Source organism: Rhizobium sp. PAMB 3182 (assembly GCF_052908355.1).
The window spans coordinates 123,290-140,480 of sequence record NZ_CM128607.1 but is presented as its reverse complement, the minus strand read 5'-3'; the positions used below and the strand labels follow the sequence as shown (position 1 = coordinate 140,480).

The window sequence follows — 17,191 nt, the reverse complement described above, 5'->3', positions numbered from 1 at the left end:
TTAGCTAATAACTTAGCTAATATCAACTGGAGATCCAAAATGACCACTTCAGGCACAATCCGCACCGGCATCGGCGGCTGGACGTTCGATCCGTGGGAGGGGCACTTCTATCCGGCCGATCTGAAGAAGACGAAGCAGCTGCAATATGCCAGCTCCGAGCTGAAGACGATCGAGATCAATGGCACCTATTATTCCAGCCAGAAGCCGGCGACCTTCGCCAAGTGGGCGGCCGACGTGCCGGACGGGTTCGTCTTCTCGCTGAAGGCAATCCGCTATGCCACGAACCGGCGCGTGCTGGCCGAGGCAGGCGAGTCGGTCGAAAAATTCCTGGCCTCGGGCGTCACCGAACTCGGCGACCATCTGGGGCCCATCCTCTGGCAGTTCATGCCGACGAAGAAGTTCGATGAGGCGGATTTCGGCGCCTTCCTGGCGTTGCTGCCGGCAAAGCTGGACGGCCTGACGTTGCGGCATGCCGTTGAGGTACGCAATCCCTCCTTCATGGTGCCGGAATTCGTGGCGCTGGCCCGCCGACACAATGTGGCGATCGTCTACGCAGAGCATTTCGACTATCCGGAAATCGCCGATGTCACGGCCGACTTCGTCTATGCGCGCCTGCAGAAGGGCTCGGATGACGTGCCGACCTGCTACCCGCCGGACAAACTGGATGCCTGGGCCAGGCGATTTGGCGAATGGGCGGGCGGCGACCAGCCTTCCGACCTGCCGCTGCTTGCACCCGACGACAAGCCAGAAAAGAAGCCGCGCGATGTGTTTGGCTACTTCATCACCAGCGGCAAGGTGAACGCCCCGGCCGGCGCAATGGCGCTGCAGGAAAAGCTTGGTTGATTGAACCTTGGTTGTGTTGATTGAATTGACGCAATCAAGGATGCGCAATTTGTGACGGTGTCGAATCTGGGCTATAGGATGTCGCTGAGCCAGCGCCATCCGCGGAGATAATCGCGAAGCATCGCTGCTTGTCTTTTGGGTTGATGCCGGCTCCGGCTATGCCCGCTCCGCCACATTCATCCGGTCTCGCCCATGTCAGGTATTGTCGTCTTCATCAATCTCGCGGGAGCGGTCGCCCTCCTGCTCTGGGCGACCCGCATGGTGCGCACCGGCATCGAGCGGGCCTATGGGTCGATCCTGAAGGACAAGCTGCGGCTCGCCGTCGGTAATCGTGTGACCGCCGCCATCGCCGGTTTCTTCTTTGCCGTCGCGCTGCAGAGCGCCACGGCGGTCTCGCTGATCATCGCGTCCTTCGTCGCCGGCGGCTATGTGTCCTCGGCGATCGGCATCGCCACCCTGCTCGGCGCCGATTTTGGCTCGGCCTTTGTCGTCCGCATCCTGCGCCATGACCTGTCGCTGCTGATCCCAGTTCTGCTGCTCGCCGGGACCGTCGCCTTCCGGGCGTCGGAGGCGCGCAACTGGCGCCAGATTGGCCGCATCCTGTTCGGCCTCGGCCTGCTGCTGCTCGCGCTGAAGCTGATCGGCCAGGCGTCCGATCCGCTGCGCTCCAGCGAAATACTGCCGATCATCATCAACTATCTCTCTCGCGACTGGATCACCGCCTTCATTCTCGCGGCCATCCTGGCCTGGGCCTTTCACTCCAGCGTCGCAACGATCCTGCTGATCGCCTCTCTCGCCGACCGTGAGCTGATCCCGTCCGTCCTCATCATTCCGCTGGTGCTCGGCGCCAATTTCGGTGCAGCCGTCATCGGCGCCATGCTGACCAAGAACGCCGAGAGTGCCGCGCGCATCGTGCCGCTCGGCAATGTGGCGATCCGCGGCACCGCCACGCTGCTGGCGCTCGCGTTGCAATTCTCCGTGCAGCTGCCGCCGACCGATTTCGCCAACGGCCCCGGTGACGCCGTGGTCATGGTGCATCTGGCGATCAATGCCGCCGTCGTCATTTTAGGGCTGCCCTTCTGCGGCATCGTCGGCATGGCCCTGGAAAGGCTCTTCGCCAACCCGGCGCCGGTTGCGGGCATTCCCCTGGATGCGCGGATTTCCTCGCTCAATCCCGCCGATCTTGCCAATCCCCGGCAGGCGGTCGCCAATGCGACGCGTGAGGTGCTGACGGCCTGCGAAAAGACCGAGGTGATGCTGAACTGGATCTTCGATCTCTTCGAGAAAAACGATCCGAAGAAGATCGCCCGCATCGACGAACTCGACGACGAGATCGACCATATTCACCGGGAGATAAAGTTCTATCTCGCCCGCATCTCGCAAAGCGCGCTCGACGAGGCGTCGGCGGCCCAATGTCAGAGCCTGCTGTCGACCACGATCAAGATCGAGCAGGCCGCCGACATCATCTCGCAGAACATGCTGAACCGGGTGAAGAAGAAGCACGAGCGCAACACCGCCTTCTCGGCGGAAGGCTGGGCGGAACTCAAGGCCATGCATGCCGAGGTGCTGAAGAACGCCCATCTCGCCTTCAACCTCTTGATCAACCGCGACATCGAGCATGCCCGCCAGCTGGTCGCCAGCAAGGAAGCCATGCGCGCCTTGGTGCGCGAAAGCGAGGAGCGGCACCTGCAGCGCCTGCGCGCCGGCAATGTCGCAAGCTTCGATTCAAGCTCGCTGCACATCGACACGATGCGCGACCTGAAGGAGGTCAACTCCCTGGTCGTGTCGATCGCCTATCCCGTGCTTGAAGACCAGGGCATGCTGCGCCACAGCCGCCTTCTCTGAGTGGTTTCAGGCGCCGCCGACGACCGGCCGCGCGAACATCCTCGGCCCGAGCACGGTCAGAACGAGGCCGCAGACGATCAGCACCGCTCCGGCAAGCCGCATCGGGCTGAAACTCTCGCCGAAGACGAGTGCCGAGGAGCTCATGCCGAACACCGGCACCAGTAGCGAGAACGGCGCGACGTTGGAGACGTTGTATTTGCGGATCATGCGGCCCCAGACGGCAAAGCCGAAGATGGTCGCGAGATAGGCGATGTAGAGCACCGCCCCCGCCCCGCCGAAGGTCAGCGATTGCAGCGCCGCCAGATCGCGGTCCCAGCCTTCCGTTGCGATCGAGATCGCCAGCAGCGGCAGCGGCGGCACGAGGCTGACCCACACCATGAGGCGTAGCATGTCGACGCCGCCGGCCTTCTTCATCAGCATGTTCGATACGGCCCAGGCAAAGGCTGCGGCAAGGATAAGAACCAGGCCGTGCAGGCTGAAACTGGCGTCGATCGTCGTGCCGATCACGGCAATTCCTGCGAATGCGGCAATCACGCCCAGGATTTGCACGGGCTTTGGACGTTCCCTGTAGAGCATTGCTGCAAGGATGACGGTGAAGAAGGCCTGGCATTGCAGCACAAGCGAAGCAAGGCCGGCAGAGACGCCCTCATCCATGCCGATGAACAGCAGGCTGAACTTGATGACACCGAGCACCATGCCGATGGCAACGACGATCGGCCAGGAGACGGCGGGACGCGGGATGAAGAAGACCAGCGGGATCGCCGCAAACAGGAAGCGCAGGGCGGAGAACAGGATCGGCGGGAAGTTGGCGATGCCGATCTTGATCACCACGAAATTGAAGCCCCAGATGGCGGCGACGAGCACCATCATGAGAATGTCCGTGACGATCATTGTCGAATGTCCCGCCGGTTGAAACGTCCGGTGAGACTAGTCGAAATTTTCGCCGCGAGGTCGCTCAATTTTCGATGGGTCCATTCAAATGTGTGATCAGCGTCTCGGCCGTCAGGCCCCGCCCTGCCCGGTTTCCGGCTTCGCCGTGGCGGAACGCGCCCGCGGCGGCGGCCTGATAGGGCGCAACGGCTTGGGCCATAAGACCGCCAATAATGCCCGCCAGCACGTCGCCGGAGCCAGCCGTCGCCAGCCAGGGCGGCGCATTGTCGTTGATCACCGCATGGCCCACCGGATCGGCGATCACAGTGTCCGCACCCTTGTAGAGGACCACCGCATTCGCGCGCTTTGCCGCGTCGAGCGCCCGCTCCACCTTCGAGAGTTGCTCGTCGGCGGCAAGGTCGGGGAAAAGCCGCCGGAACTCACCCTCGTGCGGGGTCAGGACCAGTCTGACGGGCTTATCGGCGAAGGTATCGAACAGGTCCTCCGGCGCATCCTGAAACGAGGTGATGCCGTCGGCATCGAGCACCATGGGAATCCCGGTTCTGGCCAGCGTCCGCACGAAGTGTCGGGCCTTTTCGCCGACGCCGAAGCCGGGACCGATCACGGCAGCAGTCACGCGACGATCCTTCAGCCAGCCGGCAAGGTCGTCCGCATCAGCTATGGATTTCAGCATGATCGCCGTCAGCGCGCCGGCATTGACGAGTGCCGCGTTCGGCGGCGTGACGACGGTCACCAGGCCGGCGCCGCTGACGAGACCGGCTTGCGCCGAAAGCCGCGCCGCCCCGGTTGCCGTCGGGCCACCGGAAAAGACGACGAGATGGCCGCGGGTGAACTTGTGGGCGGCCGAATCGGGTGTCGGCAGGTCCCCCTGCCACAGCCCCGGCCCGTTGACGGCCAGCCGGCTGTCCTGCGCGGCAATGATGCGCCGGGGAATGCCGATGTCGAAGACTGAGATCTCGCCGCAGAGCGCCCGTCCCGGCATGAGAAGGTGGCCGGGCTTTCGGGTCATGAAGGTGACGGTGATCTCGGCCTTGAACGAGGCACCCAGCGGCACGCCGCGCCGGCCGCAAAGACCGGAGGGAAGATCGACGGCGATGACCGGCATGCCGGCAGAATTGACCGTTTCGATAAGGTTTGCGACCGCGGCTGGAACATCGCGATCCAACCCCGCCCCGAAGAGCGCGTCGATGATGACGTCCCCGCTGTCCAGCTGGTAGGTTTCCAGCGGTTCGGAGCCCAAGCCAAAGCGCCGCCGTGCCTCCGCCGCATCTCCCTTCAGCCGGTCGGGATCGCCGAGATGGAAGACCTTGATATTGCATCCGCTTTCACTGAGGGCGCGCGCGGCAACATAGCCATCGCCGCCATTGTTGCCGGGACCGCAGAACACGACGAAGCGCCCCGCGCCCGGATGGCGACGGAGCGCGGCGGCGGCGACCGCCTGCCCTGCCCGCTCCATAAATCCATAGCTGTCGATCCCCGATGCCGCTGCATCGCGGTCCGCCTGTCCCATCTCGTCGGGTGTGAGAAGCACTGTTTCGATTAATAATGTCATGCGGGAAGTTGATGCCGAGTCCGGGGAAAAAACAATCAAAAAACACAGGCTCTTTGGCTCAAATATTAGGCATATGCATAAATTGCATTCAAAAAATCGATAGCATTTTCATTCAATTAACCGCATCCTCTGGTTTCCGCATGATGTGGGAAATGGGAATGATGCCGTGAGCGGTGCGATTTCCTGCCATTCAGGCAAAAACAGGTCGTTCCGCGCGCCGACCTGCTATTGCACTGACCGCAAGCGGAGATATACAAATGTCTTGGCATGCTACGTGCATCGACATGGCCGAGCGGACACGAGGTCCGCCTCCAAGGGAGAAGCGGAGAGAAATTTTCTGATGAAAAAGATCGAGGCGATCATAAAGCCGTTCAAGCTGGATGAAGTGAAAGAAGCGCTTCAGGAAGTCGGCTTGCAGGGTATTACTGTAACGGAAGCAAAGGGATTTGGACGCCAGAAGGGCCACACCGAGCTCTATCGCGGAGCTGAATACGTTGTCGATTTTCTGCCCAAGGTTAAGGTCGAAGTCGTCCTCGCCGACGAGAATGCGGATGCGGTGATCGAAGCCATCCGCAACGCGGCCCAAACCGGCCGGATCGGCGACGGCAAGATCTTCGTGTCGAACGTGGAGGAAGTGATCCGTATCCGCACCGGCGAGACCGGCGTCGACGCAATCTGATCCAGATAACGTGATCCAATAGGGCCGTCTGTTCCCGACGTGACGGCAGGTTCATAACAATTCGGGAAAAACCAGGAAGGAAGGCCTAAATGACATCAGCGAATGATATCTTGAAGCAGATCAAGGAAAACGACGTCAAGTTCGTCGATCTGCGGTTCACCGACCCCAAGGGCAAGCTGCAGCACGTCACCATGGACGTTTCCTGCGTGGATGAGGACATGTTTGCCGACGGCGTCATGTTCGACGGCTCGTCGATCGCCGGCTGGAAGGCCATCAACGAATCCGACATGGTACTGATGCCCGATACGGATACGGTCCACATGGACCCCTTCTTCGCCCAGTCGACCATGGTCATCATGTGCGACATTCTCGACCCGGTCTCCGGCGAGTCCTATAACCGCGATCCGCGCGGCACCGCCAAGAAGGCGGAAGCCTACCTGAAGGCGTCCGGCATCGGCGACACGGTATTCGTCGGCCCCGAGCCCGAATTCTTCATCTTCGACGACGTCAAGTACAAGGCCGATCCCTACAACACCGGCTTCAAGCTCGATTCGTCCGAACTGCCTTCCAACGACGATACCGAATACGAGACCGGCAACCTCGGTCACCGTCCGCGCGTCAAGGGCGGCTATTTCCCGGTTCCGCCGGTCGACAGCTGCCAGGACATGCGCTCGGAAATGCTGACCGTGCTCGCCGAGATGGGCGTCGTGGTCGAAAAGCATCACCACGAAGTGGCGTCCGCCCAGCACGAGCTTGGCGTCAAGTTCGACACGCTGGTGCGCAACGCCGACAAGATCCAGATCTACAAGTACGGCGTCCACCAGGTTGCCAACGCCTATGGCAAGACGGCGACCTTCATGCCCAAGCCGATCTTCGGCGACAACGGTTCGGGCATGCACGTCCACCAGTCGATCTGGAAGGGCGGCAAGCCGACCTTCGCCGGTGACGAATATGCCGGTCTTTCCGAGACCTGCCTCTACTACATCGGCGGTATCATCAAGCATGCCAAGGCCATCAACGCCTTCACCAACCCGTCGACCAACTCCTACAAGCGTCTGGTCCCGGGCTATGAAGCGCCGGTTCTCTTGGCCTACTCGGCCCGCAACCGTTCGGCCTCCTGCCGCATTCCCTTCGGCTCCAACCCGAAGGCCAAGCGCGTCGAAGTCCGCTTCCCGGATCCCGCCGCCAACCCGTATCTCGGCTTTGCCGCGATGCTGATGGCCGGTCTCGACGGCATCAAGAACAAGATCCACCCCGGCAAGCCGATGGACAAGGATCTCTACGACCTGCCACCGAAGGAACTGAAGAAGATCCCGACCGTCTGCGGCTCGCTGCGCGAAGCGCTGGAAAGCCTGGACAAGGATCGCAAGTTCCTGACCGCCGGCGGCGTCTTCGACGACGACCAGATCGATGCCTTTATCGAACTGAAGATGCAGGAAGTCATGCGCTTCGAAATGACCCCGCATCCGGTCGAATACGACATGTACTACTCGGTCTGATCGACCGGTGGACGGCCCTGCCAGGGGCCTGAGAACGACAAGCAAGGCAGGAGCCAGACGGTTTCTGCCTTGTTTCTTTTCAAGCCTTTTCCGATCACGGTCCAATGCCAGGTCACCGATGACGCCCTTCGATCCGAACCAGAAACAGTCGCCAGGCCTTCTCGCCTGGGCCATCTTCATCGCCGTGCCGATTTTCTTTTCGAGCAACCTGATCTTCGGCCGCGGGATCATCGGCGACATCGCGCCGTTCATCACCGCCTTCATCCGCTGGGCCGGATCGGCGCTGATCATGCTGCCATTCATGCTGGCCGACCGGCGGGCGGCGATCGCCTTCGTGCGCGGCCATGTCGGGCTATGGCTTCTGCTCGGCGTGCTGGGCATGGGGATCTGTGGCGGCTTCGTCTACTGGTCGCTGACGAGGACGACCGCCTCCAACGCGACGCTGATCTACACGACCTCGTCGCTCTTCATCATCCTGTTCCAGTGGCTGTTTGCCGGTGGACGGATCAGCGCCCGCGAACTCGCCGGCATGGTCGTCGCCTTCTCGGGCGTCGTCGCCATCGTGCTGAAGGGCGAACCGCAGGCCCTGCTGCACATGCAGTTCAACATCGGCGATCTCGGCATCCTCGGTGCGGCGATCTCGTTTGCGGTCTACTCGCTCCTGCTGCGTCATCCTGCGGTCCGCACCGTCAGGCCGCTCACCCTGTTCGGGCTGATCGCCACATCCGGCGCGATCGTCCTGCTGCCACCGGCAATCATCGAAACCCTGTCGGGCGGCAATCTGCCGGATTCGGGCAGCGACTTCCTGAAGCTCGCGGGCATCATCTTCTTCGCGTCGCTGGCCGCCTTCTACTGCTTCCAGCACACCGTACACGTCTTCGGTCCGGCGGTTGCCGGTATCACCCTTTACATGATGCCGCCGATCTCCATCGTCATGGCCGTCCTGTTTCTGGGCGAGACGTTCGAGACCTATCATGCCTATGGAATCGTGCTCGTGACCGGCGGTGTCATGCTGGCAACGGCCCCTGCTGCACTTTTCAACAGGAGATCGTGACCTCACGGCCCCATGACGTGGCAGACCCTTGATATCATGGCCTATCCAACCCAAATATTTCAGGGAAAGGATAAAGCCCATGAAGATCCAGAACGCCAAGTACAATATCGGAGATGTCGTGCGTCACCGGATATTTCCCTTCCGGGGCGTGATCTTCGACGTTGATCCCGAATTCGCCAATTCGGAAGAATGGTGGAATTCCATTCCGGCCGAAATCCGACCGCGCAAGGACCAGCCGTTCTACCACCTGCTGGCCGAAAACGACGAGTCCGAATATGTGGCCTACGTGTCCGAGCAGAACATTGTGGTCGATGACAGCGGCACGCCGCTGCGCAACCCCAATATCGCGCAGATTTTTGATCGCGAACCCTCGGGGTCGCTCAGATCGAAACTGATCATGGCACATTGACGAAAATGCGAACGGCCCGATTTTCGGGCCGTTTCGCTTTTCAGGCGAAGACGGCGCGTGGGAAGTAGAACGAGACGACCCAGTTGGGTGCGTCGACGATTTCGGAAATGCGCAAGTCTCCGCAAACCGAGCAGAGCATGTAGGCATCCTCTGCCGTCATCCCACGGCTCATGGCCAAGAGGTCGATCATCCCCGAAACGGCATCCCGGCAGGCGGTCATCAGGTCCTGGCCAATTCCCGTTGTGACATCGTAGCCCGCACCGTCGATATGACCGGTGACTGGTCCGGCGGTCTCGAAACGCGGAAAGCGCAGCGGCTGATCCTTGATCAGGTCGACTGTGACGGTGACGGACATCGCGCTCTCGATTGCCGTTCCGCACACCTCCCCGTCACCCTGCGCCGCATGCGTATCCCCGATCGACAGCAATGCCCCCTCCACTTCCACCGGCAGGTAGAGAACGGAACCGGCCGACAGGTCGCGGATATCCATGTTGCCGCCGACCCGGCGCGGTGGGATGACGGAATGCGTACCGGGCTCCGCGGGTGCGACGCCGATCGTGCCGGTGAACGGCTTTAACGGAACACGGGCATGGCTACCAAACATGGCGGGCGTCTTGAGGTCCCGCTCGTAGGTCCAGAGATTGAGGCGCGCCTCCTTAAACTGGTCCGCCAGCAGTCCGAATCCCGGAATGATCGCCGTCCAGCCGAAACCGCCGGGCGCGAAGCTGTCGAGCGTAATCTTCAGCACATCCCCGGGATTCGCGCCGTCGACGAAAATCGGGCCGGTCACCGGGTTGATCGTCGCGGGATCCTGCCCGCCGACATCCGCCGAGGTGCTCTCGGCCGTGTAATAGCCGCCGGATGCATCCTTGCACTCGAATGTCAGTGTCTGGCCCGGTTCTGCCGTGTAGGCCGGCGGAAAGGCATTGTTCCAACCGCAATGGCAGTTCCGGCTGTGAATCGTGTAAGACGGACAGGTCATGGGGTCTCCTTTCCCGATCATTTAGGCCACAACAGCGATACCTGTCCAACGGGTCCATGCAGACAGCGCCAAGAGCGTGGCTGAATGTCGATCGCGCCGTCCCTTTTTTCACCGCTCGCCGCCTTCAATTCCGCTGCGCTTTGCTTTAAGGAACGTTCACAAAAATGTTTCCTGCGCCCGAAAAAACAAACGGGCGCAGCATCGTATGACGAGGAAGGCACCGGATGTTCCAGATACTGAGACGCGCGTCGCAGACATGGGTGGCGAAACTGCTGATGATCGTTCTGGTGGGCTCCTTCGGCATATGGGGCGTTTCGGCATCATTGCTCGCGCCTGCGGGCAACACCGTCATCACCGTTGGCGATCAGAAGGTGTCGGTCACCGACCTGCACTTCGCGTTCCAGCGGCAGATGGCGGCGCTCAGCCAGCAGTTCGGCACACAGCTGACGCTGGAGCAGGCCAAGGCCTTCGGCGTCGACCGTCAGGTCTATGCGCAGCTTTCGGCGGGCGCCGCCCTCGACCAGCTGGCCGACGACATGAATCTCGGCCTGTCGCAGGACCGGCTCGCCCGGCTGATCGCCGAAGATCCGGCCTTCAAGTCCCTGAATGGCGGCTTTGATCGCCAGCAGTTCACCGCTCTCCTGCGTAACGCCGGCATCCGCGAGCAGGATTATATCGCCGAGCGCAGCAACGTCGCCGTACGCAGCCAGATCATCGACGCCGTCGGCAGCGGCTTCACCGCCCCGCCGGTCTTGATCGATGCGCTGAAGCAGTACCGCTATGAGACCCGTTCGGTCGATTACCTGCTCCTGACCGACGCCAACATCGATCCGATCCAGGCGCCTTCGGATGAAGTGCTGCAGAAGTGGTTCGACACGGTCAAGGCCCGTTACCACGCGCCGGAATTCCGCAAGATCGCCTATGTGAAGCTCGAGCCTTCCGATATCGCCGATCCGACTGCGGTCACCGACGATGCGGTCAAGCAGGACTACGAGGAGCACAAGGACCGCTACACGACTGCCGAGACCCGGACGATCGAGCAGCTGACCTTTGCCGACGAGGCCAAGGCAGAAGCGGCGCTCAAGGAACTGCAGGCCGGCAAGAGCTTTGACGATCTCGCCAAGGAACAGGGCAAGACCGAAAGCGACGTCACGCTCGGCAACTTCACCAAGGCCCGCGTTCCGGACGCCGCAATCGCCGATGCCGCTTTCGCCATCGAGACCGACGGCGCGACTTCGGGCGTCGTCAAGGGTGCCTTCGGCCCGGTGATCCTGCGCGTCAAGGACATCAAGCCGGCCGTGACCAAGACGCTCGACGAGGTCAAGGATCAGGTCCGCAAGGATCTGGCGCTGAACAACGCGCTCGATGAAATCCAGTCCGTTCACGACCGCTACGAAGACCTGCGCGGCGGCGGCTCGTCGCTCACCGACGCGGCGAAGGAACTGGGCCTGAAGGTTGTCACCATCGACGCGATTGATGCCGACGGCAATGGTCCGGACGGCAAGCCGGTCGCCGATGTGCCGACCGGCCGGGACCTGGTCTCCGAAGCGTTCCAGACCGATGTCGGCGTGGAAAACCTGCCGCTCAACATCGGCCGCAACGGCTACCTCTGGTACGAGGTCGTGGACATCACTCCGGACCGTGACCGCACGCTCGACGAGGTGAAGGCCCAGGCGACGCAGGACTGGACTGCCGAACAGCAGAAGGAAGCACTGGGCGCCCTCGCCGAGAAGCTGAAGCTGCGCGTCGAGAAGGGTGAGACGCTGCAGGCGATCGCTGACGAGCTGAAGATCGCCGTCGAGCAGAAGAGCGGCCTGACCCGTCACTCCAACGATCCGATCATCGGCTCCGCGGCCATCCAGGAAGCCTTTTCCGGCCCGGTCGGGACCGTGGCGACCGGCGCGACCAGCGACGGGAGCAATCAGGTTCTCCTGAAGGTTACGGCGGATGATCCGAAGCCGGCAACGACCGCGCTCGACAACCAGGACCAGACGATCGACCAGATGGCCAAGGCCGCCGGCGACGACATCCTGGACGAAATGGTGAGCGAGCTGCAGGCGAAGTACGGCGTATCGATCAATCAGCAGCTCGCCGAACAGGCGCTGGTCCGGTAATCCGGAACGAGGGGAGCTACCAGGCGATGGCAGAACTCAAACCTTTTATCGCCAAGGCGGCCGCCGGCGAGGCCCTGAACCGCGAGGAAGCGCGCCAGGCCTTCGACATCCTCATGTCGGGTGAGGCAACGCCCTCGCAGATCGGTGGCTTCCTGATGGCGCTCAGGGTCCGAGGCGAGACGATTGACGAGATCGTCGGTGCGGTCACCACCATGCGTTCCAAGATGCTGACGGTCGAAGCGCCCGCAAATGCCGTCGACATCGTCGGCACGGGCGGCGACGGCACCGGCACCTACAACATTTCGACGCTCGCCGCGATCATCACGGCGGGCACCGGCGTGCCGGTCGCCAAGCACGGCAACAAGGCGCTGAGCTCGAAGTCCGGCGCGGCCGACAGCCTGTCCGCGCTGGGCGTGAAGCTCGACATCGGCCCCGACGCCATTGCCCGCTGCATCGCCGAAGCGGGCATCGGCTTCATGTTCGCCCAGATGCATCATTCCGCCATGCGCTATGTCGGTCCGACCCGTGTCGAGCTCGGCACGCGCACGATCTTCAACCTTCTCGGTCCCCTCTCCAACCCGGCCGGCGTCAAGCACCAGCTGCTCGGCGTCTTTGCCCGGCAATGGCTGCGCCCGTTGACGGAATCGCTCAAGGACATGGGCTCGACGACGGTCTGGACGGTGTTCGGCGATGGCATGGATGAAATCACCACCACCGGCGTGACCAATGTTGTGGCGCTGGAGGATGGCAAGATCCGCGAATTCGAACTGACGCCGAAGGACTTCGGCGTCGAAACCGCCACGCTTGCCGACCTCAAGGGCGGCGACGGCATCGCCAACGCCAAGGCGCTGCGCGAGGTGCTGATGGGCAAGAAGAACGCCTATCGCGACGTTGCGCTTTGCAATGCGGCGGCAGCGCTGATCGTGGCCGGCAAGGGCGAGACGATCGCCGATGCGATGAAGATCGCAACACATTCGCTCGAAGACGGTGGCGCGTCTTCCGCACTGGAAAAGCTCGTCGCCGTTTCCAACAGCGGCGAATGAGGATAGGTTAGCCATCATGACCGACATTCTGCGCAAGATCGAAGCTTACAAGCGCGAAGAGATCACCGCTGCGAAATCGGCTGTGCCGCTCGCCGAACTGAAGGCGATGGCCGCCGACCAGGCTCCGCCACGCGGTTTCTACAAGGCGCTCGAAGCCCGGAGGCAGGAGGGCTCCTTCGGCCTGATCGCCGAGATCAAGAAGGCGAGCCCGTCCAAGGGGCTGATCCGCCCGGATTTCGATCCCCCCGCGCTCGCCAGGGCCTACGAAGAGGGCGGCGCTGCCTGCCTGTCCGTTCTGACCGACACACCAAGTTTCCAGGGGGCGCCCGAATTCCTGACCAAGGCGCGGGATGCCTGCGGCCTCCCGGCGCTGCGCAAGGATTTCATGTTCGAGACCTATCAGGTGCACGAAGCCCGCGCCTGGGGGGCTGACTGCATTCTCCTGATCATGGCTTCGCTTTCCGATGACGATGCAAGGCGTTTGGAAGACGAGGCCCTTGGCCTCGGGATGGACGTCCTCATCGAGGTCCACGATGCACCCGAGATGGAAAGAGCCCTCAAGCTCGCCTCGCCGCTCGTCGGCATCAACAACCGCAATCTGCGCACCTTCGAGGTCAGCCTCGCCGTCAGCGAGGCACTGGCGCCCATGGTGCCGGCGGACCGCCTTCTGGTCGGTGAAAGCGGCATCTTCACCCATGCCGACTGCGAACGGCTGAAGGCGGCCGGCATCTCGACCTTCCTCGTCGGCGAAAGCCTGATGCGGCAGGACGATGTCACCGCCGCGACCCGCCAACTGCTGACCGGTGCGTCCGGCGCGATGGCTGCCGAATGACGGCCGGGAAAGCCGGCCTCACCCATATCGGCGCGTCCGGCGAAGCGCACATGGTCGACGTCGGCGACAAGACCGAGACCGAACGCGTTGCGGTTGCCGAAGGTTATGTCCGCATGCGTGCGCAAACGCTCAAGCTGATCGCCGAGGGCAACGCCAAGAAGGGCGACGTGATCGGCACGGCGCGCATTGCCGGCATCATGGCCGCCAAGCAGACCGCCAACCTCATTCCGCTCTGTCATCCGCTGATGCTGACCAAGGTGACGGTCGACATCACGGAAGACGCCGCCCTGCCCGGCCTGCGGGTTTCGGCCACCGCAAAGCTCACCGGCAAGACCGGCGTCGAGATGGAGGCCCTGACGGCGGTCTCCGTGACGTGCCTGACGATCTACGACATGGCCAAGGCCGCGGACAAGGAAATGGAAATCGGCGGCATCCGGCTGATGGAGAAAACAGGCGGCAAGTCCGGTCATTTCCGCAACACGAAGGCCTGAAGCCATGAGCCTGCTGCCGGTCGAAGATGCCCTTGAGCGGCTGCTGAGAGCGGCGAAGCCTGTCACCGGCACCGAAGAACTGCCGCTCGCCATGGCCGGCGACCGTGTTCTCGCCACCGATCTCGCTGCCCGTCTCACCCAGCCGCCCTTCGATGCCTCCGCAATGGACGGTTATGCGATACGGGCCGAGGACATCACGTCCATCGGCGCGGAACTCTCCGTCATCGGGACATCCTCTGCCGGCCATGGTTTCGATGGCGACATCGGCCGGAACGAAGCCGTCCGCATCTTCACCGGCGCGCCGGTGCCTGCCGGCGCCGATACCGTGCTGATCCAGGAAGACACCGAAATAGCCGGAGAAGGCCGCATCCGTGCGAACTTTCTGCCCGAGACGGGACGGCATATCCGTCCCCGCGGCCAGGATTTCGCCGAGGGCGATGTCGTGCTTTCGGCAGGGACTGCGCTCGACTTCACCAAGCTGACCGTCGCCGCAGCGATGAACCATGCATCGGTTGCGGTCTTCCGTAAGCCGCTGGTTGCCGTCCTTGCCACCGGTGACGAACTTCTGCAGCCCGGCTCCAGGCCCGGCCCGAGCCAAATCATCGCCTCGAACACGTTCGGCGTCGGAGCGCTGTTGCGCAAGGCCGGCGCGGACATCCTTGATCTCGGCATCGCCCCGGACGACGAGGAGGCGATCGCCGCCGCCATCCGTAAGGCGCAGGCTGCCAATGCGGACGTCCTGGTGACGCTCGGCGGCGCCTCGGTCGGCGATCACGATCTCGTCCAGAAGACCTTGAAGAATTGCGGCATGGAACTGGACTTCTGGAAGATCGCCATGCGTCCCGGCAAGCCGCTGATGGTTGGAAGGCTCGATGGCATGCAGGTGCTGGGTCTTCCCGGCAACCCCGCCTCCAGCCTCGTCTGCGCCCTGCTCTTTGCCGAACCGCTGATCAGAAAGCTCGCACACCTGCCGCCGGTCAACCGCAAGGCAACAGTCCTCTCGGCAAGCTCCCTGCCCGCCAACGGACAGCGCCAGAACTACATGCGCGCGCGGCTCATCAAGGACAGCTCCGGCCATCAGCTGGCCGAGCCCTTCGGCAAGCAGGATTCGTCCATGATGAAGGTGTTCGCGCAGTCCGATTGCCTGATCGTCCGGCCGCCGCATGCGCCGGAGCTGCCGGCCGCGGCCCCCTGCCCGGTCATCCTCCTGAGGCCTGAGATCGTTTGAACCCGACATTGTCCAAAAATGAAAAACCCGGCCTTTGAGCCGGGTTTTCTGATGTCATTGCGTCTTGGCGACTGTCGCGTCAGACGAGACGGCTCTGTTCCAGCGCCGCCTCGACGAAGCTTGCAAACAGCGGATGTGGCTCCAGCGGACGGCTCTTTAGTTCCGGATGGTACTGGACGCCGATGAACCACGGATGATCCGGGTATTCGACCGTTTCCGGCAGCAGGCCGTCCGGCGACATGCCGGCGAACTCCAGGCCGCAGCCTTCGAGCCTCTCCTTGTACTCGGCATTGACCTCGTAGCGGTGGCGGTGGCGCTCGGAAATTTCCGTCGAGCCGTAGATGTCGGCAATCTTGGAGCCCTTCTTGAGCGCCGCGCGATAGGCGCCGAGGCGCATCGTGCCGCCGAGATCGCCGGAGGAAGACCGCTTCTCCAGCTGGTTGCCGCGCATCCACTCGGTCATCAGGCCGACCAGCGGCTCGGATGTCGGACCGAATTCTGTCGATGATGCCTTCTCGATGCCGGCCAGATGACGAGCCGCCTCGATGACGGCCATCTGCATGCCGAAGCAGATGCCGAAATACGGCACCTTGCGCTCGCGGGCGAACTTTGCCGCCTGGATCTTGCCTTCCGATCCGCGCTCGCCGAAGCCGCCGGGGACCAGAATGCCGTGCACCTTCTCAAGATAGGGCGCCGGATCCTTTTCCTCGAAGATCGAGGATTCGATCCACTCGATATTGACCTTCACCTGGTTGGCGATGCCGCCGTGGTGAAGCGCTTCGATCAGCGACTTGTAGGCGTCCTTGAGCTCTGTGTACTTGCCGACGACGGCAATCGTGACTTCGCCTTCCGGATTGTGGATGCGGTCGGCAACCTGTTCCCAGGCCGCCATGCGCGGCTTCGGCGCCGGTTCGATCCCGAAGGCAGCCAGCACTTCGTTGTCGAGGCCTTCCTTGTGATAGGCCATCGGCACGTCGTAGATGTTGGCGACGTCGAGCGCCTGGATGACCGCCGACGGGCGAACGTTGCAGAACAGCGACAGCTTGCGGCGTTCCGCTTCGGGGATTTCCCGGTCGGCACGGACCAGCAGGATATCCGGGTGGATGCCCAGCGCCTGCAGTTCCTTCACCGAATGCTGCGTCGGCTTGGTCTTCAGCTCACCTGCTGCCGGGATATACGGCATAAGGGTCAGGTGAACGTAGACGGCGGTGCCGCGCGGCAGGTCGTTGCCAAGCTGGCGGATCGCTTCCATGAACGGCATCGCCTCGATGTCGCCCACCGTGCCGCCGATTTCGCACAGGACGAAATCATAGTCGTCATTGCCCTCGAGAACGAAGTCCTTGATCTCGTTCGTCACGTGGGGAATGACCTGCACCGTCGCGCCGAGATAGTCGCCGCGACGTTCCTTGTCGATGATGTTCTTGTAGATGCGACCCGTGGTGATGTTGTCGGTCTTGGTCGCCGAACGGCCAGTAAAGCGTTCATAGTGACCGAGATCGAGGTCCGTCTCCGCGCCGTCGTCGGTCACGAACACTTCCCCGTGCTGGGTCGGGCTCATCGTGCCGGGATCGACATTGAGATAGGGGTCCAGTTTGCGAAGCCGGACTCTGTAGCCACGGGCCTGCAGGAGTGCTCCAAGAGCTGCGGCCGCAATTCCCTTACCAAGGGAGGAAACCACGCCGCCGGTGATGAATACATATCGCGCCATGGGATTCACCGGATACCGTTT

General features: G+C 62.5%; 15 protein-coding genes. 11 read left to right on the top strand and 4 right to left on the bottom strand.

Annotation, left to right across the window (positions count from 1 at the left end; all coding sequences use genetic code 11):
• The first annotated feature begins 39 nt into the window (after window positions 1–39).
• The gene (locus ACU5AZ_RS00760; RefSeq protein ID WP_446824179.1) at window positions 40–843 is read left to right on the top strand and encodes a DUF72 domain-containing protein; all 804 of its coding nucleotides are present in this window, start codon (window positions 40–42) and stop codon (window positions 841–843) included.
• 192 nt (window positions 844–1,035) lie between these two features.
• Entirely contained in the window at window positions 1,036–2,688 is a 1,653-nt protein-coding gene (locus tag ACU5AZ_RS00755) for a Na/Pi cotransporter family protein (protein ID WP_446824178.1), read from the top strand.
• A gap of 6 nt (window positions 2,689–2,694) precedes the next feature.
• Here ACU5AZ_RS00755 and ACU5AZ_RS00750 read toward each other — a convergent pair whose 3' ends face one another.
• Entirely contained in the window at window positions 2,695–3,579 is an 885-nt protein-coding gene (locus tag ACU5AZ_RS00750) for an EamA family transporter (protein WP_446824177.1), read from the bottom strand.
• A 64-nt stretch (window positions 3,580–3,643) separates the two neighbouring features.
• Window positions 3,644–5,131, bottom strand: coding sequence for an NAD(P)H-hydrate dehydratase (locus tag ACU5AZ_RS00745; RefSeq protein WP_446824176.1), 1,488 nt, complete (start codon window positions 5,129–5,131; stop codon window positions 3,644–3,646).
• A gap of 340 nt (window positions 5,132–5,471) precedes the next feature.
• Here ACU5AZ_RS00745 and ACU5AZ_RS00740 point away from each other — a divergent pair, with 340 nt between their 5' ends.
• The 4 genes from ACU5AZ_RS00740 (at window position 5,472) to hspQ (ending at window position 8,772) form a co-directional block, all read left to right on the top strand.
• Entirely contained in the window at window positions 5,472–5,810 is a 339-nt protein-coding gene (locus ACU5AZ_RS00740; RefSeq protein WP_007753933.1) for a P-II family nitrogen regulator, read from the top strand.
• Between the two features lie 89 nt (window positions 5,811–5,899).
• Window positions 5,900–7,309: a type I glutamate--ammonia ligase gene (gene glnA / locus ACU5AZ_RS00735; protein WP_446824175.1), complete on the top strand. Its 1,410-nt coding sequence runs from the start codon at window positions 5,900–5,902 to the stop codon at window positions 7,307–7,309.
• Between the two features lie 118 nt (window positions 7,310–7,427).
• The gene (locus ACU5AZ_RS00730; protein WP_446824174.1) at window positions 7,428–8,363 is read left to right on the top strand and encodes a DMT family transporter; all 936 of its coding nucleotides are present in this window, start codon (window positions 7,428–7,430) and stop codon (window positions 8,361–8,363) included.
• A gap of 79 nt (window positions 8,364–8,442) precedes the next feature.
• The gene (gene hspQ / locus ACU5AZ_RS00725) at window positions 8,443–8,772 is read left to right on the top strand and encodes a heat shock protein HspQ (protein WP_261930081.1); all 330 of its coding nucleotides are present in this window, start codon (window positions 8,443–8,445) and stop codon (window positions 8,770–8,772) included.
• Window positions 8,773–8,812: 40 nt separating this feature from the next.
• On the opposite strand, the gene ACU5AZ_RS00720 is transcribed toward hspQ, so the two are convergent.
• Entirely contained in the window at window positions 8,813–9,754 is a 942-nt protein-coding gene (locus ACU5AZ_RS00720; protein ID WP_446824173.1) for an acetamidase/formamidase family protein, read from the bottom strand.
• A 224-nt stretch (window positions 9,755–9,978) separates the two neighbouring features.
• Between ACU5AZ_RS00720 and ACU5AZ_RS00715 the strand changes: the two genes are divergently transcribed.
• The 5 genes from ACU5AZ_RS00715 to ACU5AZ_RS00695 are packed head-to-tail and all read left to right on the top strand — an operon-like array spanning window position 9,979 to window position 15,462.
• A complete protein-coding gene (locus tag ACU5AZ_RS00715; protein ID WP_446824172.1) occupies window positions 9,979–11,868 on the top strand; it encodes a SurA N-terminal domain-containing protein in 1,890 nt (629 codons plus the stop codon).
• A gap of 26 nt (window positions 11,869–11,894) precedes the next feature.
• The gene (gene trpD / locus ACU5AZ_RS00710) at window positions 11,895–12,911 is read left to right on the top strand and encodes an anthranilate phosphoribosyltransferase (protein ID WP_446824171.1); all 1,017 of its coding nucleotides are present in this window, start codon (window positions 11,895–11,897) and stop codon (window positions 12,909–12,911) included.
• Window positions 12,912–12,927: 16 nt separating this feature from the next.
• A complete protein-coding gene (gene trpC / locus ACU5AZ_RS00705; protein ID WP_446824170.1) occupies window positions 12,928–13,743 on the top strand; it encodes an indole-3-glycerol phosphate synthase TrpC in 816 nt (271 codons plus the stop codon).
• A complete protein-coding gene (gene moaC / locus ACU5AZ_RS00700; RefSeq protein ID WP_446824169.1) occupies window positions 13,740–14,234 on the top strand; it encodes a cyclic pyranopterin monophosphate synthase MoaC in 495 nt (164 codons plus the stop codon). The genes trpC and moaC overlap by 4 nt, the downstream gene beginning before the upstream one ends.
• Before the next feature lie 4 nt (window positions 14,235–14,238).
• Entirely contained in the window at window positions 14,239–15,462 is a 1,224-nt protein-coding gene (locus tag ACU5AZ_RS00695) for a molybdopterin molybdotransferase MoeA (RefSeq protein WP_446824168.1), read from the top strand.
• Between the two features lie 79 nt (window positions 15,463–15,541).
• On the opposite strand, the gene ACU5AZ_RS00690 is transcribed toward ACU5AZ_RS00695, so the two are convergent.
• Window positions 15,542–17,179: a CTP synthase gene (locus ACU5AZ_RS00690; protein WP_446826074.1), complete on the bottom strand. Its 1,638-nt coding sequence runs from the start codon at window positions 17,177–17,179 to the stop codon at window positions 15,542–15,544.
• Window positions 17,180–17,191: the final 12 nt, after the last annotated feature.

Excerpts from the sequence above, each read along its gene's own strand:
- trpD (WP_446824171.1), top strand. The coding sequence starts at position 11,895 with ATGGCAGAACTCAAACCTTTTATCGCCAAGGCGGCCGCCGGCGAGGCC.
- ACU5AZ_RS00720 (WP_446824173.1), bottom strand. The coding sequence starts at position 9,754 with ATGACCTGTCCGTCTTACACGATTCACAGCCGGAACTGCCATTGCGGT.
- ACU5AZ_RS00730 (WP_446824174.1), top strand. The coding sequence starts at position 7,428 with ATGACGCCCTTCGATCCGAACCAGAAACAGTCGCCAGGCCTTCTCGCC.
- ACU5AZ_RS00750 (WP_446824177.1), bottom strand. The coding sequence starts at position 3,579 with ATGATCGTCACGGACATTCTCATGATGGTGCTCGTCGCCGCCATCTGG.
- moaC (WP_446824169.1), top strand. The coding sequence starts at position 13,740 with ATGACGGCCGGGAAAGCCGGCCTCACCCATATCGGCGCGTCCGGCGAA.
- ACU5AZ_RS00740 (WP_007753933.1), top strand. The coding sequence starts at position 5,472 with ATGAAAAAGATCGAGGCGATCATAAAGCCGTTCAAGCTGGATGAAGTG.
- ACU5AZ_RS00755 (WP_446824178.1), top strand. The coding sequence starts at position 1,036 with ATGTCAGGTATTGTCGTCTTCATCAATCTCGCGGGAGCGGTCGCCCTC.
- ACU5AZ_RS00745 (WP_446824176.1), bottom strand. The coding sequence starts at position 5,131 with ATGACATTATTAATCGAAACAGTGCTTCTCACACCCGACGAGATGGGA.
- glnA (WP_446824175.1), top strand. The coding sequence starts at position 5,900 with ATGACATCAGCGAATGATATCTTGAAGCAGATCAAGGAAAACGACGTC.
- ACU5AZ_RS00695 (WP_446824168.1), top strand. The coding sequence starts at position 14,239 with ATGAGCCTGCTGCCGGTCGAAGATGCCCTTGAGCGGCTGCTGAGAGCG.
- trpC (WP_446824170.1), top strand. The coding sequence starts at position 12,928 with ATGACCGACATTCTGCGCAAGATCGAAGCTTACAAGCGCGAAGAGATC.
- ACU5AZ_RS00715 (WP_446824172.1), top strand. The coding sequence starts at position 9,979 with ATGTTCCAGATACTGAGACGCGCGTCGCAGACATGGGTGGCGAAACTG.
- ACU5AZ_RS00760 (WP_446824179.1), top strand. The coding sequence starts at position 40 with ATGACCACTTCAGGCACAATCCGCACCGGCATCGGCGGCTGGACGTTC.
- hspQ (WP_261930081.1), top strand. The coding sequence starts at position 8,443 with ATGAAGATCCAGAACGCCAAGTACAATATCGGAGATGTCGTGCGTCAC.